Below are 17609 nucleotides of genomic sequence, written 5' to 3'. Positions count from 1 at the left end.
TAAATTATTCACTTACACTCACCGTCCCCAATACCGCCACCTGACCAGAACGAATTTCAATATTTTGCTGCTCTGTACTGCCATTAATCGCTAGCCCCGAATAGTCCACAATGATTGGAATATCGAGCAGAACGGCTGCAATGCGTGTATAACGCACCAAAGGATCTTTGCGGAAGAAGGCAATCTGTTTCAAATAAGCGCCAACGCCGTCTTCAATGAGCTTTTTAATCTCCTCAAGTGTGGACGGCTTCTCCTTGGTACGCTGAACTTTGACGGCAATGTTAATCTTTACTTCCTCAGCAGGTTTAACGGTGACCACAGGTCCAGCAGGTGCAAGTCCTTCACCTTGTCCATCTTGAGATGGATCAATATACTTTTGTACAGCATCCACGATGTCCTTGCTTGCAGCGCGCTTATCCATATCCAGTACATACAGTGCTACGGTACCAGGCCCTTTCCATAAAGGAACGACCTCTACTCCCCCAACACCAGCAATTTCATTTGCCCATTGGATATACTGCGCTTTGTTACCACTTGTCCCTTGACTGCGAACCTTGGCATAAAAACGTTCCAACAGCGATTGATCCGTCTCCATATCCGTACCGCTTTTCGTCGCTTCAAGATTAGTTACAGACGCAACGCCGTTGACCGATGTCGACATGATATGAATGACGCCAGCCGGGACATTTCCCTTACGACCTGTATTAACGGCTCGCACAGCTACTGTTCCTTTACCGCCTTCATCCAGTACTACGGATTGGGTCGTTTCATACTCTATAGAAGCTTCTCCTGACACATCATCAGCAGGCGTCGCCACATGAGTACCCACTGGTACAATCGTTTGAGGGGTTCCTGTGAACGTAACATTACCTGAAGAAGCGACCGCATCTCGGCGTGTAATCCCATGCTCAGCAGATCTTAAATCAAGATCCGCTGATCGAAAATCTGGATTGTCACTTGCTGCCGTACTCGCAAAACCTCTACGTAAGAGTTCCTGCGCCCATAGAGCAGCTTCGGATAGCATGAATGCTACAGGAGCCTGAGCATCCCAAATAAAAGAACCCTCAGATATGTCGATATCCGAAGGCACTCGTTCCAGCATACGGCTCATAATTTCCTCTTCCGTCTGCTCTTGCAAATATTGCGGTATGTCCGCCATTAGATCACCACACTTTCCACAATTTCAGTTTCATCCCTTACATTTCTGATCCGGCAAGTGAAGTGACAGGCTTCCCCGTTCCACGAAAATGTAAAGTTATCTACGCTAGCTGTTCTCGTATCAGCCAGTAGGGTTTCTTTCACAGTGCGCTGAATCTCGCTTTCCTGAACAGCATGTCCATAGCTGCTACCGATTAGCTCCTCAAGCTCACTGCCATAGCCTCGCGAATAAATAAGATGACGGTAACGCGGCGTGCGAATTGCTTTTTCACACCATACAACCCAGGCCGACTTTTCATCAGCAATAGCGACTTTTCGAGTAGGACTCATCACAAATTCTCCCGCTCCAAAATCATATCGCCAGCTTCTTCCGAACACAGCCCTACTATTCTCAAGCGCATCTGTATCTGTAATATCTGTCCAAGTCATCTCATCTGTCATTGGGAACAAGTTAGGCATGTCCGCTCACCACCTTACAGACAACTACCACATCATTTCCACTATTTACTCTCATCGCAAGTACTCGGTCGCCAGGTTTCAGTCCCTTTTTCAGCTCAAGAAGAACTTCTTCTCCATCTCTAATAGGAGTTGTCTCTTTCACTGTTTTGCTCGATATAGACAAAGTTCCTGGCAGCTCAGCAATAAGGTAATCCTGAAGCTCATGCTTAAAATCATCCAGCTTCAGTCCCGTACCCGTGATTGTTCCTAACACTGCTCCGACCCCATTCAGGGCTTGTCGGGTTTGATTGGACATACTGGTTCGCATCACATCAGCAAAATGTCCATATGGATCTTTACTCAAGATAATACCTCCTTCTCACCGATTCGGCAGAAGCTAACTCTAAGGTCATCGAACCTGGGTTGCCAAGGTCTCGACTCACTGAAGTAACGATTAATTTAATTTTCTGTAAAAAAACCGCATCCCCAGCTCTTATGGTGTTTATATCCATTGCGGTAATCGTAAACGTCTCCTGTATCCCAGTCAGATGACTCTTTGCCAGTTTATCGGCTCCTCCGGCTGACTTAACCTGATCATCCTCCACCAGTTTTTGCAGTGTACCTAAAGATTTAGTATCCCCTTCCGCTACTGCAAGTACCTTTGAGGGTACTTCTTGTCCACTTCCCACATTTTCGTTGGCCGTCATCACTTTAACTTTGGTGACTGTGCTTCAAGTGTCCGCAATTGAGTCAAATCAATCATTCCATCTAGCACATACGGAGAATCATTACTTCCTAATTTAAATAATTGCAGTCCACCGCTAGTCATACGTGGATGGTACATATCGCCGCCATTTTTCGCTGTCTCTTTAAGATCCGCTAGGATCATAGAGAAAATCGTCTGTGCCCGGTATACAGCTTTACCTAATTTTGTTCTTGTATCTGGCAATGGTAACAAGGGGATGCCCCAGTCCTTTGCATATTTTTGCAGTCGCTGCGTAGCTGTCTGGTCCTTAGGAAATAGGTATTCATCTTCCGATTTATCCAGATAAATGGTCCGATCATTGATTACTAGAGATAGACGTTTGGTTCCACTGTTTGAGCTTTCAACTTCCCATACAACGGCAGGATGTAGTAGCGGAATTGTACTATCTTTGTTAAACGGCACACCACTGATTCGAATAGCCATTCCTGGAGCAATGGCGGGCATATTACCATTCACAGCTACACGGACGCTAGCTTGATACGCAATTTGATCCAGAGAGTCCTTTAAAGTCATTGTTTCTACAAGCGGTGTCAAATCATATTGATCCTGCAAAATCAGATGATAACTCAAGGCATCACCAGCTTTTGGCCCACTTTAATCGCATTTGGATTGCTACCAATTACATTAGTATTTAGCTTGTAAATATCTTTCCATTTTGAACTGTCGCCTAGCTCTAATTTTGCTATTTTAGAAAGAGAATCTCCAGATTTAACAGAGTAGGTTTTCTTTTTCTCTTTCAAATCAGAACGCGGGGTTCCTTTATTAACGCTAACTTTACTACTCGTTGCTTTTTCTGACACACGGGGTTCGCGCCACGTACGAAGCGTAATCTCAAAATAAATATCTCCTTCATCGCCTCCCCGAAGTGTCGTATTGTGAGCAATCACAAAGACGGGAACATTAATAGGTGTCCCTGTGATCATAAATTGTACGGGTTTCTTTGACGTAAGAAGACTATTTATCGTATTCATTGCCACGCTAGGTTCAGGTATGTTCTCATAACGGCAATAAGAGGAATCATAATCTTTTGGAAAAAAAGAAGAGAAGGTGATTTCCTTCACCTTCTCTCCTTGTGCAAAATCAAATTCCCCGTGCTGTAGCATCGTTATCGTCTCATACCCTTTTTGACGTGATATATGGATCTCTTCCGGATTAACCGGAAATTGAAATAAGTGATTGGCTCCGTCAATTAGATAAAAATTAATGGACATGGCTTCCTCCCTTCTGAATCCTATAGGTTTTTATTAGACCATTACCGTCTTACGATTTTCCATCGCTCGGCGAACTTCACCTACGAGGCGTTGGCCGACTTGTTGCGTAAGGCTTTCATAATCGATCTCATTCTCGCGGACTGTCAATTGTACAGCGCCAGCAGGAACGGATACGTTAATTTGATTCGTTGTTTCCGTTTTGAAATCTTTCAAAAAGCCCGAGAGACTACTCATCTGCTCTTCAGTTATCTGTACAATTTGAGGCATGCCTTTTACAGCCTTAGAATCACCACTAGGTAATGTCGGTCCATATAGAGGTCTCGAAACATTGTTAGATCCTATATAAGGAGGTCCTGCTAGTCTGCCTCCGGGTTGTAAAGAAGGCGTAGCAGCAGCTAAAATTTCATTAGTACGAGAAGTAGGAGTGACTGGTGTAGGAACTTTAGGTTTCGCAGGTTCCTCCTTCTTCGATGAAAAGCCAAACAAACTTTTTAGACCTTCTGTTTTACCAGATATCCAGTCAGATGCTTTAGAGACTTTATCTCCGAGCATTCCAGCTTTATCAGTCACCCAATCTCCAATAGCTGATGCTTTATCTCCAACCCATTCTCCAATCTGAGGTGCTTTATTTCCAATCCATTCACCCACAGCACTGCCCGCCATACCGCCTAATGTAGATCCCACCCATGTCCCAATGCCCGGTAAAATAGCCGTACCGATAGCACCTCCAATTGCCGCTCCCGCTACTCCTCCTACTGCATTTCCAATTGCTGCATTTCTCTGCTCATGAGGAGCTGTAGCTATATCTGCTATATCTGCTAAGTAAGATACTGGGCCAAGAAGTTTGCGGCTTTTTTTGATCATTCCTTTGCTAAAACTTTTAATTGCTTTGCCGCCCTTACCTTCAAACAAGTCTTTTCCTAAATCTATAAGTTTACCTAAACCTTTACTCCCCTTAGGTGAAGGCCGCCCAATTTTAGGCTTCGGTTTCTTAGATTCAGGAACGGATTTAGGCTTCGATTCAGTTTTAGATTCGATCTTAGGCTTTGATTTAGACTTAGGCTTTCTTTTGTCTTCTGAATTTGGATTCCGCGGGTCATTATTCGGAGTCTCTCTGATTGTACCTTTCTTTCTTTCACGTTCTTTGTCTGAAGAACCTCTCTTACTCTTACCTTTTTTACAGCAACAGCATTTACAAGTAACCTTAATTCTATTAACAATCTTAGGAGTGCTTTGAGCTGCTTTGGGAGCTTTTATCGTAAGCTTGGGAGCAAATTTAATAGCCCCCTTTTTAAGAGTTATCTTTGGTGGTTTAATCTTAACTTCTATATTGCGATTAAAATTAAAATTAAATTGAGGGTCATTTATCTCGACAGTAGAGCTCACTTGTACAGACTTATTCACAATATTTGATTTATTACTACTTATACCAAGACTATTTCCACCATTCGTATTACCATCTTGACCACGTCCACTTGGCTTTCCATTTTCTTTATGGTTAGTTTTTGCCCATACTTGAATGTAAATATCCTTCAGTCTTTTCAGTTTCCTAATAAGTGCATTAAGAACAGGAGTAGCATGATCGATTAGATATACTTTTGGCATGATACGCAAGCGACTCAACCGAATAGCCAAGCTATAAATATTGCCCAAATTTCTCTGCATATATCTGAGCTCTGTATTCAGTTTAATCAAACTCTGGTATCTAGCTCGTCCCAATCGGTCGGAGAGGCGCTGAATTTGATCAATATATCTCGTTGTTGCTTTTAACTCATTATTGTTCTTTATGAGGTCTTGAACATCTGTCACGACATTAACTTTATACGTATTTGATCCTGCCAAGTTTTCACCTCCTTAATGGAGTTCTTATCCATTTTGCTTAAGTAACGCGTCCAATTCTTCTTCCGCAAATGCCATAAGTAACGTTCTTTCCCCACGAGAAAGAGCCCAAAATTCTCCGGGACGGAGGTGATGCCGTACCCAAAAATGATACAGCATCGTCGTCATTCCGCCGGAGTGAACTAGTTTTTTAAGTCATCAATCTCGATACCAAATCCAGATAGTTCCAATACTTTATCTCCAACCGCGTCCAGCTCTCCAGCTAGCAGCATGCGCCGAACTGCTTGTTCACCACCAGATAACTTCAATCTGCTGGTAATACGAGGATCACCCCACCCACTAATTTGAAGACCTTTTACTTCCAATTGCGAAGTTGACTCGGAGATCAGTAGGGCATTAAACGTCTCTGAATCAACCTTCTCGTCGACACGTCCTTTAACCGTCTTACGAATGGTGCACCGTTCCCGAATACTGTCCACTTTGCTAGAAGTAAGACCCCGAAGGGTCATTTGCATATCTAACCGTGCAATCCGCACCGTCTCCTCCGGCAGCTTCTCAGCCGCCTCAAATAGTCGATCTAGAATTTGTTCTTCACTCATGTGTTCTTGTAAGCTCATGTGTATATCTCCTTCATTAATAATAAATTTTTAAATCGGAGTAGGCGGAATGGTTCTGAAGAAGCGAAGCGGTCGCCTAAAGTTTTTCGAAGGAAAACTACTTCGAAAGCAAATACTTTTGCCCCCGTATTTCAACCTTGTAAAAGGTTAATCAAGAAATACGGGGGCAACAGCGATCGTAAGAACCATCCGACAACGACGTCATAAAAAGTTTCTTATCCTAATTCCCAACAATCGGATCAATCAATTCATAGCCTTCAAAGGTAAACGTCGTTTCTTCCTGTACCTCTTCCCCCGCTGTCCAGTTGGCCAGTTGGATTTTGTCTGGCATGCAGCGGATTAGACGAACACGCTCATGACCGTAGGATTCAGGATCATCGAGCTTGGAGATGATATCGAATTTATTGAAACCGCGATTGATCATATCCGAAGTTACTTTATATCCACTCATGGTACCTGTACCTTTTTTAATGCCATTCTTATGGACCTTCCAGTCATTACCGACCAGATTCAGCTCACGCTTCTCCATTTCCACACTAGCTTCCAGCTTGTTAATATGTGTCTGCCACACCCCATCAATATACGCCTGACCATACGTTCCCAAAATCACTCTTGAAGCATCCAACATCTCTTGTTCCTCCTCAAATTATCTATAATAGTTACTTAGGTAAGATTCGTCTTATTGCACGTAAAAGGTTCCGAATAGCTGCTCCATTACGTCGGTAAGCTTCACATTCCATTGCAGGAATACTTGATCTGGTTCTGGCTTAACGATTGGCGCATCGCCATAATAAGCAGGATCTAGAGTAACATCGTAACCATTCGGTTCGATGACACTGCTCAGCGATAGCTGGGCTAGGTATTCTTTGATTGCCCCAATAAGTGCAATACGACCTTCCTCGGTATTGTTCACTTTACCGATATACGTTTGTTCCGCGGCACGCTGAAGATCTGCATTAATGGCATCCATAACACGGATGGAACGAATCTTCTTCCATGCGTTGTTCTGACCCACTGCTGGGTTCACTAGACTGTTAATGCCACGCAGCGCTTTGACCTGACGTCCGTCGAAGAACAGCACAAATACACCACTACGAACAGCTTGTTCCTGCTCGAAACGAGTCCAGCGGCGAGTTACATCGTCAAAAGGTGTAACTGCGTATGTCGTCGATTGATTCAATCGTTGTCCCGCAACTAGACCTGCTACGTACGCAGCGGTTTGCGCAGAGCTGTAGTCTACACCAGCGAGACGCACACCTGTACCGACATTGATAATACCTTCATGGTTTAGAGCTAGTGAACGGGCTGATGCCAGACTTACTGCATTTTTGGATACATCATCCGCTGCGGTTCCACCAAAGACGGCAATCGCACCTTTGCCTTCACTACGAATACGCTTAATCCAAGCTGCAAAGCTTTGCAGCAACGCCATGTCAGCAGCATAGTCCAGCGCGAGCACGTCAAATTCCTGCCCTTCAAGTTCCTCCTGCGCCGCAATATAATCTGCGTTTAACAGATTGCCATTACCACTCTTACCTCCAGTGAATGCTACGCCACTTGCATCAGCAAGAACGCCACCTTTTCCCTGTACCTTCGCCGTAATCCAACCATTTTCACTATCATTATTGATTTGAGCAGCAATGGAAGCCGCCGTACCATCTGCACCTTTGTAAGTACCGAGTAATTTAGCGCCTTCATACAGGCGGATTTCTTTCGCAGACACTTCACCAATCGAAGGTTGTACCGTTACAGTAAAGCCATTACCACGACTACCTGTATATTTTGCCGTCAATTGAAGAGCATCGGTTGGACTAGCGTCTACGCTTTTGAGCGAAATACTTGCTTCCTTCGCTGTGTCATCCGCCAGACGATATGCAATCAGCTTCTTTGGTCCGCCAAGCAAGGCTAGATACAGAGCTGAATGAGCTGTTGCGCCATCAACACTGTCATTAGAGAATAATTGTGCAATAGCGGTCTCGCTACCAATTTCAACAAACTCACGTACAGGTCCCCAGTTTGCTTTGACGGGTACGATGACGGTACCCCGCGAACCGCCTTGGATTGCCGAAGCCGCTGCCGCCTGAAAATTCATATAAAGACCCGGTAATACCGGTTTATTCGTGTTTTCCCATGTTCCGCCTGCCATAATTAGTCCACCTTCGCTTTCATAAATTGTTCGATTTTTGATCTTGCTTCGGATACCGTGAACCGTTCTTCCGCTTCACCGTAAAAAGCGCCTGCTAATACTTCTTCCTTCACTTCAAACAGTTCCTGCGCATGAGCCTTCAGTTCTGTAAGCTCGTAGCGTGGTTCTGTTGTCGTTTTGATTGCTTTCTTAAAGACCACAAGGGCCACCTCATTTCAAAATAGGATGAATGTCTACTCTACGAATTAAAGCCGCGTCTTCGGCTGGTCGCATTCGCCGCTGCACTAAAGTCAGTCGCAACTGTCCGTCTAGAATGGCATCGGCCTGCAAATCTGCAGAAGCTTCCGCCACCGCCATGTACCTGCGCTGATCTGTATCTAGTGGGATTTGAACCTTAGACCCAAGCTCTTCGACCAAAGACACAGCTGCCTTATGCTCGGCTGCACCCATCGGTGCAGTAATATGCCCGATATAACGTTTGCGGACTTCATACATGGATGCTCCAACCATTTTCGTCTCGCAACCCACGATTCGCCACAGAACAGCATACGTATTCTGGTCCGCTGGCCATGTCGTCTGATAGACGTTCCATGATTCACCCAGGCGGTCAGTTGTCCAATCTACCAATGCAGTTAACCATTCGTCCGGTGGATCGAACAAATCAGAGGCGCCTGCTTCTGGAACATATACGCCAAAACGTAAGGTCCTACAAGCTTTTCCTGCTACCGCATCAAACTTCTCTGCCTCGGGAACTCCAAGATAGTAGAGCGTAAACGCTCCAGCTCCCGTGCTCACCACCCGCTTTTGATGCAAACGATGAATTAAGGCTCTCGCCCAATCATCAGCTTGATCCAGCCCAGAATGACCTGCGTACAATTGCAATCTCACAACCTGCCTGTACCCTGCCCATGCTGATTTCCATATTTCTTCGCCCAAGGCGATGACTGCATACGGATCATCTGTTACTTCTAGCGGTGGTATTAGATCATAAAGCCTATCTTTTAATAGAGGAATAATTTCAGTTATACGCTCTTTAATCGCAGCTCTCATTCTTCTGCTTGTCGTCTATTCAAGACTTTTTGCTTACGCAACACGACTCCTCCTTTCTGTCTTGGTCTGTAACGAAAATGAAGCAATCGACTACATCCGCATGAAAAAACCGGCCCTCATGGCCGGCTCACAAATGATTGTGTGTATCTTCGTTGTCATCGCTTGTCTTCATTTCCGATAATACAATCTTACACCCCTAGATCGGATGCGCTGACGCTTAAAAGGACGTTTAAAGAAGTTCTTTAGACGTATTGTTGGCGGAAAATAGTACGAATGTATGTTCTTATTTTATAAAAACAAAAAACGGATGACCTTCCCGATGGGGAACATCATCCGTTTATTTGACGTGTAGGGAGAATCTGAATTCCCCTCTGTTCACGTAGCTTTCTTTCCTATCTCTACTTAACGTCTTCTCACACGTCCGAAAACTAGGGAAATAACGAACAAGATCAAGAAGATGAAGAAGAGTACTTTTGCAATACCTACTGCTGCGGATACAATCCCGAAGAAACCAAAAATACCTGCTACAACTGCTATTATTAGAAATAATACGGCCATTCCTATCATCGTAATCATCCTTTTCATTTCGTTGTATTGTCTGATAGTTATCATGTAACCCATATTCAATAGAACGAACCTCTTTACAAAATATTTGTAATAATAAGGCGAATGATCGTGCAGTAAAACTGCTAGAGAACATCCTTTTATTCCTCATGGTACCTCACTCGTTTTTCGTTAACTACTTTTCTGAAGTCCAGTTAATTTCAATATACCTTTGTCAGCAAATACCAATGCCATTTTATAAAAGGCTTTTGTACGAATTTTCGTATACGTATCTTTACTCACTGGCGGGTCAAACAGATGATTATATACCTTATAATCGAAGACATCATCATGCTTCAGATAGCGTTCTCGTATAAGCAACTGTTCACGTTCATTCAATCGATCTACAATCGAATCAATCGCTTCACAATACGCTATTCGGGCTGCTGGAACATCGACGTTATACGTAGCGGTTTGTGCAGTCTGATCAGAAGTTACATTCGTTGGACCATGAAATCGTTCGGTATATGAGGCCGTAATTCCGGATTCTCTCATTTCAAAAGTAATCGTTTTGTATATGCGATATTTTTCTAATAATGCCTCAACGGCGGTTTGCGTTTTACGTCGATCAAGTTCAGGTAACATGTGTTCCATGTTCTTCGCGCTCCTTTGAATAAATAATTAGGGTGTTCACTCTATACTGTTCGTATTTTCGTTCGTATAATGATGTTAACATACCACTATATGGGTAATGTCGTAAATACGCATATTCGATGATTTTAGGAGAAAAAATCCGGCGTTTCCTCTCTTTTTATCCCTTTTGGTATCTTTATCGCGTCGTTTCTTTACCTTTTGGCAACATAGGATTATAGTGGGTAAGAATATACGTTGCATAAAGGAGTGTCCATCCCGTGGAAAAAGAATTTGGATATATGCTTAAACAGTTGCGTGAGAAGAAAGGCTTCAGCATCAATCAACTGGCCGAACGAGCTGGAATCAGCAATTCGCAAATTTCTCGAATGGAGAATGGAGTACGCGGTATTCCTAAACCTCCAACTTTAAAGAAACTCGCTGAAGCGCTAGATGTCCCTTACGCTGAACTTATGAATGCTGCTGGTTATTTGGAGAGCGACAATAGTGTAGCAACACATGCTAATGAAACCTTACCTGAATGGGCAACCTCGAAGGATAAAAGAGACTTCAAAAAAATGCTCGAAGAAGATGGGGAATTAATGTTTGATGGCATTCCTTTGGATGATGATGATAAGCAACGAATCAAAGATGTTCTAACCGGATTATTCTGGGAGGCCAAGCAAATGAACAAACGGAAAAAGAAGAATGATGTACCGCCGGACTCCCCTCCACATTCTTGATCTTGGTACTACACAAACAACAACATGCAGGTGAAGCCATGGACGACATCATTCGAAAGTTAATCCGCAAATACAAGACAAGCTGTCCGTTTGAAATTGCTAGAGGACTAGGCATCCAGATCCGTTATATTGATTTAGGCAAAACGACTAAAGGGCTCTACTATCGTAAATTAAGAAGAAGATTCATCGTTATTCATAATGAACTCCCAGCCGAATGGCAACGGTTCGTATGTGCGCATGAGCTTGGTCACGATCAGCTACATAAAGGAATCAACCGCTTCTTTTTAGAAGAGCATTCTTATTTCGCACCAGGTAAGCTTGAACGTCAAGCCAATGGTTTTGCGATTATGCTGCTGACTGCGGGAACAGTAATGCATCCAGAAGAAACCCTTGAGAACTATTGCAAACGCACAGGCATTCCGCATGAAATGCAAGTGTTTATTCAACCATAGGCCAATAATTGATTCCTTAGGCTTATGACTCCCGGCATAGTCCTATCGAAATGGATTATCAAGTCCTATTGCACTAGGCTTTGGTATCCATCTAGAATTATATGGAAGACAATTATCTGTATATATTTAGGGAGGTTACGAGATTTCATGGTCAAAACAAAATGGGTTACATCTCTACTTCTGAGCGTAGGCCTACTAGTAGGTTCTGTTGGCACCGTTGCTGCTGCAGAAGGTGATGCTAACGCAAACGCAAGTACTAATCCTGCTTCAACAACTGGCAAACATATTACCTTACTGCACACGAACGACATGCATGCCCGGGCAGTAGAATCTTCACCTGAAATGGGATTTGCTAAGATTACAGGCATTATTAATCAATACCGCAGCCAGAATCCGGATACCCTGCTGCTTGACGCAGGTGATGCTGTCCATGGAACGCCATTTGCTACTTTAGTTCAAGGTGAAAGTGTCGTTAAAGTGATGAATGAAATGGGCTATGACGCTATGGTTCCAGGTAATCATGAGTTCAACTATGGCTGGAAACGACTTGTTGAGTTATCTGGCATGATGAAATTCCCTCTTCTAAGCTCCAACGTGAAGCAAGCGGATGGAACAAATCTTTTTAAACCTTATCTAATTAAAGAAGTCGATGGTGTCAAAATCGGAATTATGGCGTTCAGCACACCTGAAACGATGTATAAAACCAATCCGACGAATGTAGCAGGTCTGCAAATTACCGACCCTGCTGTTGAAGCTAAGAAACTTGTAAGCGAGCTACGCAGCAAAGTGGATGTCATTGTTGGTATCGGCCATTTAGGCGAGGATAAATCAAGCATTGATACCAGCCTTAAGCTGGTGAAGGAAGTACCAGGTATTGATGTATTCATTGATGGACACAGCCATACAGTGCTTGAGAATGGACTTGCAGGCGATAATAACACGCTGATTGCAAGTGCCGGTGAATACACGAAATACATTGGTGTCGTTGATGTATGGGTTGATGGCGGTAAAGTCGTGAAGAAAGAAGCGAAGCTTGTTGATGAGAAGAAGGCCGCTAACATCAAACCAGATGAAAAGGTAGCTGCGCTCGTAGATTCCATTCGCAAAGCGCAAGAGCCGATTCTAAAAGAAAAGCTAGGTGAAACACCTGTTAAACTAGAAGGCTCCCGCGAAAAAGCACGTACTGGCGAAACCAACCTCGGTGATCTTTTGGCAGACGCAATGCGTGATGTTAGTAAATCGGATATAGCCATTACGAACGGTGGCGGTATTCGCGCTTCCATTGAAGCTGGAACGATTACTAAGGGTGATATCGTAACTGTACTGCCATTTGGCAATCAAATCGTGCAGCTCAAAGTAACAGGCGCCGATGTTCTGGCTGCTCTTGAGAATGGCGTTTCCGATTACCCTCAGTCCAAGGGTGGCTTCTCCCAAGTCTCAGGCGTCAGCTTCAAAATTGACACCTCCAAGCCGAAGGGCAGCCGCGTTCACTCCGTTAAAGTTGGGGACAAAGCACTTGATCCTAAAGCCATCTATTCCTTAGCAACCAATGACTTTATGGCGATCGGCGGCGACCAATACACCATGTTCTCGAAATATAAACAAGCGGGTATGTATGGTGCACTGGATGAGGCATTGATCACTTATATTCAAAAGGGTGGCCAAATCCTCGCTGAGTCTGCTGGTCGTATCACCGAAGGTCCTATGCCTGTCGTTGACACGACTACTAAACCAGAAGTACCAGCAACTCCATCTGTGAAACCAGAGCCTGTAAAACCGACTACTCCTAGTCCACAGCCAAAACCTGAAGTAAAACCTGTACCTAAGCCTGTAGCTCCAGCCGACGCTGCTGTGTATGTCGTGAAGAAAGGCGATACATTGACAAGTATTTCCAAGAAATATCATACGACATGGAATGTGCTTCGCGAGCTGAACCATATCAAGAATGCGAACCGCATTTACCCAGGCCAACGAATTAAGCTTCCTGCTTAAATTTAGAGTAATTAAATATACACGAAAAAGTTTTCGGTACGATGCATGCATGAAGCTATCAAAAAGGGAAGGTCAAGTATAATTCTTGGCCTTCCCTTTTGTTTATTAACTTTGTATATTCTTCGGAAGCAGATTTACAATACCTTCTCTTTAATATGCGTCTCCGCAAATTTAGGGGGATTAAACCAATCTCCGCTTTGAGCCCAAGTCGAATCCAGTGGAATCCATTTCTGCTTCTCGCTTAGAAATACTTCATTCCACGCATGCGGCCCATATGCTCCCTGCCCATTGTATCCCTGTCCCGTAATGACATGCACCTTCAGCCCTTGCGAACGAGCCATAACAGCATAAAGGCGGGCATAATCGATGCAAACGCCACGCTTTGTATCGAAGGTGTCTTGCGGATTTTGCTCATGCCAAATCCCTTTTTGCTCATAATCATCTACTTTATTATGGTCATAGGTTACTCGACTGCCGACCCATGTATACAAACGGCGTGCTTTCTCTTCATCCGTATTCGCACCATTCACAACTTCAGCGGCAGCAAGATCGATATCATCGGGTATCGCATGATCGATAACCTCGTATTTACGCTGCATGATGCCGCCCAACTCTTTTTCGACCGCTTTTGTAAATACAGGTAGCTTGTCCTTCACCAAATGGCCGGACAAGGGTTCCATCACTGTCTGAGCCCCTTCCTTGTATATCGGTGAAGCTTCGACATAGCGACTTATAGAGTTACTTGGATATAGCGATACATAAATAAACAGCAGAGCTACGACTACAATACACCGAGCCAAGCCAATTAACGCACCGATTCCTGCACCGGATAAGCGGCTGAGCATCGATGCTGATTTACGTTTGCCTGGATCAAATAATGCTGCCCGTCCCCCAAAGATCAGCACGGTTAGCCAACTGATTAGAAAACGAATAATACAGTAACTGATCACAAATAACACCGCAAAACGCATCAATGTAAAATCGACTAGCGAAGTTATAAACGTATAGTATATTTGCTCCCATATTTTCAATTCCCTGCTCGGCATCTGACTACCGTATTGCGCTAGCCACTCCTGTACCCGTGGAGAAAGCCATAACGTAAATGGAATCGATATAAGTAGCTAAGCAGCACAAAGACACCATCACGAAGCAAAGATAACAGTCTTCCTGCCGAATGAGAAGCGCCCTTGCGCCAGCCTTGAAACAAGGATACTAGGATAATCAATAATAAAAGGATCGACACGATGTTGAAATCCTGCAGACTCTTCATCCATAACAGTAACATGAGATGACCTCCTCTCCAGGATCTTGAATATTCCCATCTTATCAGGGTTATTATTTGCCTGATGTGACACTGGAATTATTCTTCGATTCGGCAATAAAAGAATGAACCGTGTCATTTATTTTCCATTGTCCGAGTGGGACTCCGCGAAAAGTGACATCCACCTTTTCCTTACCAGCCTGGCCCTTCATTTCTAAGTTTGGGGACGTAATCGTATAATTCCCGTCACCGCTTGATGTATATTTTGCATCCTTAGCTTCTTTGATCATGACCTTCATTGCTTCGGTCTTTACGGTATCGACGGTCTCATCCTTAACCGTTTTCACCACGCTACTAATCTGATCGAGCGACTTACCACTATATACAATAAGTCCAACGACAATTAGAATGACCAAGGCCCATTTCGCCATCGTTTTGACCACATTAATAACGACGAATAGCACAACCAGAGCAATCAGAATCACCAGCCAATTTTGTTTCAAAAAATCAAACCATACCTGCATATCCATTACCTATTCACTCCCATCAACATGGCTTGGCATCGAGTAATAATCGAAATAACACTCTGCCTCTGATTATACATGATTCCCCCTTCATGTGTCAGCCTAACCCTATTTACAGAAAAGAGGTATAGTCTGCCAACTAGAAACGTACAAGTATAGAAAGATTGGACTTGTCTGCCCTTATTTGTCATTCACAGCGAAAGGAGTTGCTTATTTGAAAACTGCGATTTGGTTGTATCTTTTTTTGTTTCTGGCATTCTTTGACCTGCACGCTCAGTACCCCATACTTACCCCGTTTGCCATATCACTAGGAGCGGCACCCGTCTTTATCGGTTGGATGATGGGCATTTATGCCCTAACCCATTTGCCCGGTAATTTAATTGCGGGTACGGTCATCGATCGTCATGGAAGCCGGCGTTATATTATTTTCAGCCTTATCTCTGCCGGAATTGTCTTGTTGTTACAAGCGTATGTCCAGTTCCCATGGCAGCTGCTCGTACTTCGTTCAATCAGTGGGTTTGTTCTGGCTTTCCTCTCACCCGCCTGTTTGACCCTGCTTGCATCACTCTCTAACAATCAGATGACTCAGGGAAAATACATGTCAGGCCACGGGGTGGTCCATACGCTAGCTTCCGTTCTTTCTCCTGCTGCTGGAGCCTTCATCGTCGCTAATGCAGGCTTCTCAGCTACATTTCAGAGTTTAGGCTGGCTGCTCATTGTGACAGGTATCTTAGCCATTTTCATTGTGCCAAGCCCTCTTCAAATGGCCAAAAGACAAGCGGCTATGCAGCCTAGCGACATTACCGCCCCAAAGATAAAAGTATCCTGGCGTTTCTTCATTCTGCCCTTTGTCGTTGCCTGCTCTCAAGGCATTCTATTCTTTGAGTTACCACTGCGTACACCCGGAGTAGCTGGGATGATGTCCACGGGAATTCTTTTCTCCCTCATGAGCTTTGGTGCATTATTTACATTAAGTATGTTATTCATTAATCGCTTTGCCCCCTTTAAAAGAGTCTTAGCAGGTGTGCTGGTTCTCGCTCTTTGCTTTTACATTTTAGCTGCTGTACCATCCATTCCGCTCGTTGTCACCTTATTTATTCTAGGAGCGGCTAAAGGGATCATATTCCCTGGATTGGCAACCCTCTTCATTGAACTCAGCGGGGGTATCAAAATGGGGAGGATCTTCTCTCTCCAATCCATCGCCATGTCTATTGGATCCTTTATCGGCCCTATTACAGCAGGCCAGCTTCGTCATGTCATTTCACCATATTACATTGCTTTCGTTCTCTTAATGACGGGTCTTATGATCCTGCCTTCATATCGTAAATCCTCTAAATCCCTATATGGCAATATCAAACAAAATCCAATTTAGAAGAGATCCTTGGTTAAATAACCAAAATAAGATGATTAGGCCAGAGCACAAAATTTCTCATCCCCCTCTACATAAGATATTTTGTAATACGCCATCTCAGTTTAGAAGAGGGGTGAGATAGATGGGTCAATACAATAACTGTGGTTGTGGTTCTGTAGCACCCGTGGTAACTGCTCCGGTGGTTTCTCCTTGTGTAGGAGGTTTAGGTACTTCCACTGGTGTCATTCTGGTACTCTTCATCCTACTTGTCATTATTCTCCGTGCATTCTGTTTCTAAATGATGCTATGAAACGATCTGCCACCTCATATTGGCAGATCGTTTTCTGTTTTTTTGCATGTATACCGAAAAAGAAGCTACACTAGAAGCACCGGGGTCACATTGTTCAACATTTCCCGGGGAATTTCGAGGATTAAATTCCTTATAACTCGAGGTGAGTTACTATGTCTATCTTTATTATTGTCGAAGGAAAAAACGACCGTAGCAAGCTCAGACGTTTGCTTGATCCCGAAATTAACATCGTTTGTACTTTTGGAACATTGAATTCACTAAAACTTGAATCGTTGATCAAACGAATTAAACATGATGAAGTATATTTATTTATGGATAATGACAGCTCGGGCAAGAAGATTCGTGGCGTACTGCGCGATGCTTTTCCCGACGCGGCTCACCTATATACACGCCGCGGTTATCCTGGTGTCGAAGGTACGCCTAATGAATATTTGATTGCTCAGCTTGAGAAAGCTGGCTTAGATGAATTTATTATTTACCCAGATCCCAATCTCCCATGGGTCACTAAGACTTAAATCTGCAATCAAAAAAAGCGGCTATTGTCTTTCCCCACGGGGATAAGGCAATAGCCGCTTGGT

Annotated in this window: 20 protein-coding genes and 2 pseudogenes; 6 read left to right on the top strand and 16 right to left on the bottom strand. The window is 43.9% G+C overall.

All coding sequences use genetic code 11. The annotated features are described in order from the left end of the window. Nucleotides 1-4: 4 nt before the first annotated feature. From JCM16418_RS09445 to JCM16418_RS09385, 14 genes and pseudogenes are all read right to left on the bottom strand, one after another. Nucleotides 5-1159, bottom strand: a complete 1155-nt coding sequence (locus JCM16418_RS09445; RefSeq protein WP_036648070.1) for a baseplate J/gp47 family protein — start codon at nt 1157-1159, stop codon at nt 5-7. Beyond that, the gene (locus JCM16418_RS09440) at nt 1159-1617 is read right to left on the bottom strand and encodes a DUF2634 domain-containing protein (RefSeq protein WP_036648069.1); all 459 of its coding nucleotides are present in this window, start codon (nt 1615-1617) and stop codon (nt 1159-1161) included. The genes JCM16418_RS09445 and JCM16418_RS09440 overlap by 1 nt, the downstream gene beginning before the upstream one ends. Beyond that, nucleotides 1610-1960 (bottom strand): hypothetical protein, encoded by a 351-nt coding sequence (locus JCM16418_RS09435; protein WP_036648067.1) that lies wholly within the window; start codon nt 1958-1960, stop codon nt 1610-1612. The genes JCM16418_RS09440 and JCM16418_RS09435 overlap by 8 nt, the downstream gene beginning before the upstream one ends. After that, nucleotides 1953-2932 (bottom strand): annotated as a pseudogene (locus JCM16418_RS09430) (XkdQ/YqbQ family protein). The gene JCM16418_RS09435 and the pseudogene JCM16418_RS09430 overlap by 8 nt, the downstream one beginning before the upstream one ends. Further along, complete coding sequence (locus JCM16418_RS09425; protein WP_036648381.1) at nt 2929-3567, bottom strand: LysM peptidoglycan-binding domain-containing protein; 639 nt, start codon at nt 3565-3567, stop codon at nt 2929-2931. Before JCM16418_RS09425 ends, JCM16418_RS09430 begins: the two are co-directional and overlap by 4 nt. 39 nt (nt 3568-3606) lie before the next feature. Next, the gene (locus JCM16418_RS23680) at nt 3607-5415 is read right to left on the bottom strand and encodes a hypothetical protein (protein ID WP_052020168.1); all 1809 of its coding nucleotides are present in this window, start codon (nt 5413-5415) and stop codon (nt 3607-3609) included. A 24-nt stretch (nt 5416-5439) separates the two neighbouring features. Continuing rightward, nucleotides 5440-5580: a hypothetical protein gene (locus tag JCM16418_RS24915; RefSeq protein WP_156327214.1), complete on the bottom strand. Its 141-nt coding sequence runs from the start codon at nt 5578-5580 to the stop codon at nt 5440-5442. 14 nt (nt 5581-5594) lie between these two features. Then, nucleotides 5595-6029: a phage tail assembly chaperone gene (locus JCM16418_RS09415; RefSeq protein WP_036648065.1), complete on the bottom strand. Its 435-nt coding sequence runs from the start codon at nt 6027-6029 to the stop codon at nt 5595-5597. 220 nt (nt 6030-6249) lie between these two features. Beyond that, a complete protein-coding gene (locus tag JCM16418_RS09410) occupies nt 6250-6657 on the bottom strand; it encodes a phage tail tube protein (protein WP_036648062.1) in 408 nt (135 codons plus the stop codon). 51 nt (nt 6658-6708) lie between these two features. Continuing rightward, nucleotides 6709-8175, bottom strand: a complete 1467-nt coding sequence (locus tag JCM16418_RS09405) for a phage tail sheath subtilisin-like domain-containing protein (RefSeq protein ID WP_036648059.1) — start codon at nt 8173-8175, stop codon at nt 6709-6711. Between the two features lie 2 nt (nt 8176-8177). Then, nucleotides 8178-8375, bottom strand: coding sequence for a YqzN/YkzM domain-containing protein (locus tag JCM16418_RS09400; protein WP_036648057.1), 198 nt, complete (start codon nt 8373-8375; stop codon nt 8178-8180). Nucleotides 8376-8385: 10 nt separating this feature from the next. Continuing rightward, nucleotides 8386-9225 (bottom strand): hypothetical protein, encoded by an 840-nt coding sequence (locus JCM16418_RS09395; protein WP_036648055.1) that lies wholly within the window; start codon nt 9223-9225, stop codon nt 8386-8388. A 402-nt stretch (nt 9226-9627) separates the two neighbouring features. Beyond that, a complete protein-coding gene (locus JCM16418_RS09390; RefSeq protein WP_036648378.1) occupies nt 9628-9792 on the bottom strand; it encodes a DUF1328 domain-containing protein in 165 nt (54 codons plus the stop codon). A gap of 168 nt (nt 9793-9960) precedes the next feature. Continuing rightward, the gene (locus tag JCM16418_RS09385) at nt 9961-10422 is read right to left on the bottom strand and encodes an ArpU family phage packaging/lysis transcriptional regulator (protein ID WP_036648053.1); all 462 of its coding nucleotides are present in this window, start codon (nt 10420-10422) and stop codon (nt 9961-9963) included. A 278-nt stretch (nt 10423-10700) separates the two neighbouring features. Between JCM16418_RS09385 and JCM16418_RS09380 the strand changes: the two genes are divergently transcribed. From JCM16418_RS09380 to JCM16418_RS09370, 3 genes are all read left to right on the top strand, one after another. Beyond that, the gene (locus JCM16418_RS09380; protein WP_172679223.1) at nt 10701-11141 is read left to right on the top strand and encodes a transcriptional regulator; all 441 of its coding nucleotides are present in this window, start codon (nt 10701-10703) and stop codon (nt 11139-11141) included. Nucleotides 11142-11179: 38 nt separating this feature from the next. Then, nucleotides 11180-11593, top strand: coding sequence for an ImmA/IrrE family metallo-endopeptidase (locus tag JCM16418_RS09375; protein WP_036648049.1), 414 nt, complete (start codon nt 11180-11182; stop codon nt 11591-11593). Nucleotides 11594-11740: 147 nt separating this feature from the next. Continuing rightward, nucleotides 11741-13585: a 5'-nucleotidase C-terminal domain-containing protein gene (locus JCM16418_RS09370; protein ID WP_036648047.1), complete on the top strand. Its 1845-nt coding sequence runs from the start codon at nt 11741-11743 to the stop codon at nt 13583-13585. A gap of 134 nt (nt 13586-13719) precedes the next feature. Here JCM16418_RS09370 and JCM16418_RS09365 read toward each other — a convergent pair. Both JCM16418_RS09365 and JCM16418_RS09355 read right to left on the bottom strand, forming a co-directional pair. Beyond that, nucleotides 13720-14870, bottom strand: a pseudogene (locus JCM16418_RS09365) (transglutaminase domain-containing protein). A 50-nt stretch (nt 14871-14920) separates the two neighbouring features. Further along, nucleotides 14921-15376, bottom strand: coding sequence for a hypothetical protein (locus JCM16418_RS09355; protein ID WP_036648043.1), 456 nt, complete (start codon nt 15374-15376; stop codon nt 14921-14923). 208 nt (nt 15377-15584) lie between these two features. Here JCM16418_RS09355 and JCM16418_RS09350 point away from each other — a divergent pair, with 208 nt between their 5' ends. The 3 genes from JCM16418_RS09350 (at nt 15585) to JCM16418_RS09345 (ending at nt 17546) form a co-directional block, all read left to right on the top strand. Further along, a complete protein-coding gene (locus tag JCM16418_RS09350) occupies nt 15585-16742 on the top strand; it encodes an MFS transporter (RefSeq protein WP_036648042.1) in 1158 nt (385 codons plus the stop codon). Nucleotides 16743-16863: 121 nt separating this feature from the next. Further along, the gene (locus tag JCM16418_RS26625) at nt 16864-17019 is read left to right on the top strand and encodes a hypothetical protein (protein ID WP_156327213.1); all 156 of its coding nucleotides are present in this window, start codon (nt 16864-16866) and stop codon (nt 17017-17019) included. Nucleotides 17020-17183: 164 nt separating this feature from the next. Next, nucleotides 17184-17546 carry a toprim domain-containing protein gene (locus JCM16418_RS09345; protein ID WP_036648040.1) on the top strand — a complete coding sequence of 121 codons (363 nt, stop codon included), beginning with the start codon at nt 17184-17186 and terminating at the stop codon, nt 17544-17546. The last annotated feature ends 63 nt before the right edge of the window (nt 17547-17609 follow it).

It is taken from the genome of Paenibacillus pini JCM 16418 (genome assembly GCF_000576305.1).
Lineage (GTDB): Bacteria > Bacillota > Bacilli > Paenibacillales > Paenibacillaceae > Paenibacillus_AQ > Paenibacillus_AQ pini.
Note: the sequence above shows the minus strand (reverse complement) of the source record. Positions and strands in the feature narration are given on the sequence as shown.

Excerpts from the sequence above, each read along its gene's own strand:
- JCM16418_RS09385 (WP_036648053.1), bottom strand. The coding sequence starts at position 10,422 with ATGGAACACATGTTACCTGAACTTGATCGACGTAAAACGCAAACCGCC.
- JCM16418_RS09355 (WP_036648043.1), bottom strand. The coding sequence starts at position 15,376 with ATGGATATGCAGGTATGGTTTGATTTTTTGAAACAAAATTGGCTGGTG.
- JCM16418_RS09380 (WP_172679223.1), top strand. The coding sequence starts at position 10,701 with ATGCTTAAACAGTTGCGTGAGAAGAAAGGCTTCAGCATCAATCAACTG.
- JCM16418_RS09440 (WP_036648069.1), bottom strand. The coding sequence starts at position 1,617 with ATGCCTAACTTGTTCCCAATGACAGATGAGATGACTTGGACAGATATT.
- JCM16418_RS09410 (WP_036648062.1), bottom strand. The coding sequence starts at position 6,657 with ATGTTGGATGCTTCAAGAGTGATTTTGGGAACGTATGGTCAGGCGTAT.
- JCM16418_RS09370 (WP_036648047.1), top strand. The coding sequence starts at position 11,741 with ATGGTCAAAACAAAATGGGTTACATCTCTACTTCTGAGCGTAGGCCTA.
- JCM16418_RS26625 (WP_156327213.1), top strand. The coding sequence starts at position 16,864 with ATGGGTCAATACAATAACTGTGGTTGTGGTTCTGTAGCACCCGTGGTA.
- JCM16418_RS24915 (WP_156327214.1), bottom strand. The coding sequence starts at position 5,580 with ATGACGACGATGCTGTATCATTTTTGGGTACGGCATCACCTCCGTCCC.
- JCM16418_RS09405 (WP_036648059.1), bottom strand. The coding sequence starts at position 8,175 with ATGGCAGGCGGAACATGGGAAAACACGAATAAACCGGTATTACCGGGT.
- JCM16418_RS09390 (WP_036648378.1), bottom strand. The coding sequence starts at position 9,792 with ATGATAGGAATGGCCGTATTATTTCTAATAATAGCAGTTGTAGCAGGT.
- JCM16418_RS09345 (WP_036648040.1), top strand. The coding sequence starts at position 17,184 with ATGTCTATCTTTATTATTGTCGAAGGAAAAAACGACCGTAGCAAGCTC.
- JCM16418_RS09395 (WP_036648055.1), bottom strand. The coding sequence starts at position 9,225 with ATGAGAGCTGCGATTAAAGAGCGTATAACTGAAATTATTCCTCTATTA.
- JCM16418_RS09375 (WP_036648049.1), top strand. The coding sequence starts at position 11,180 with ATGGACGACATCATTCGAAAGTTAATCCGCAAATACAAGACAAGCTGT.
- JCM16418_RS09445 (WP_036648070.1), bottom strand. The coding sequence starts at position 1,159 with ATGGCGGACATACCGCAATATTTGCAAGAGCAGACGGAAGAGGAAATT.
- JCM16418_RS09415 (WP_036648065.1), bottom strand. The coding sequence starts at position 6,029 with ATGAGCTTACAAGAACACATGAGTGAAGAACAAATTCTAGATCGACTA.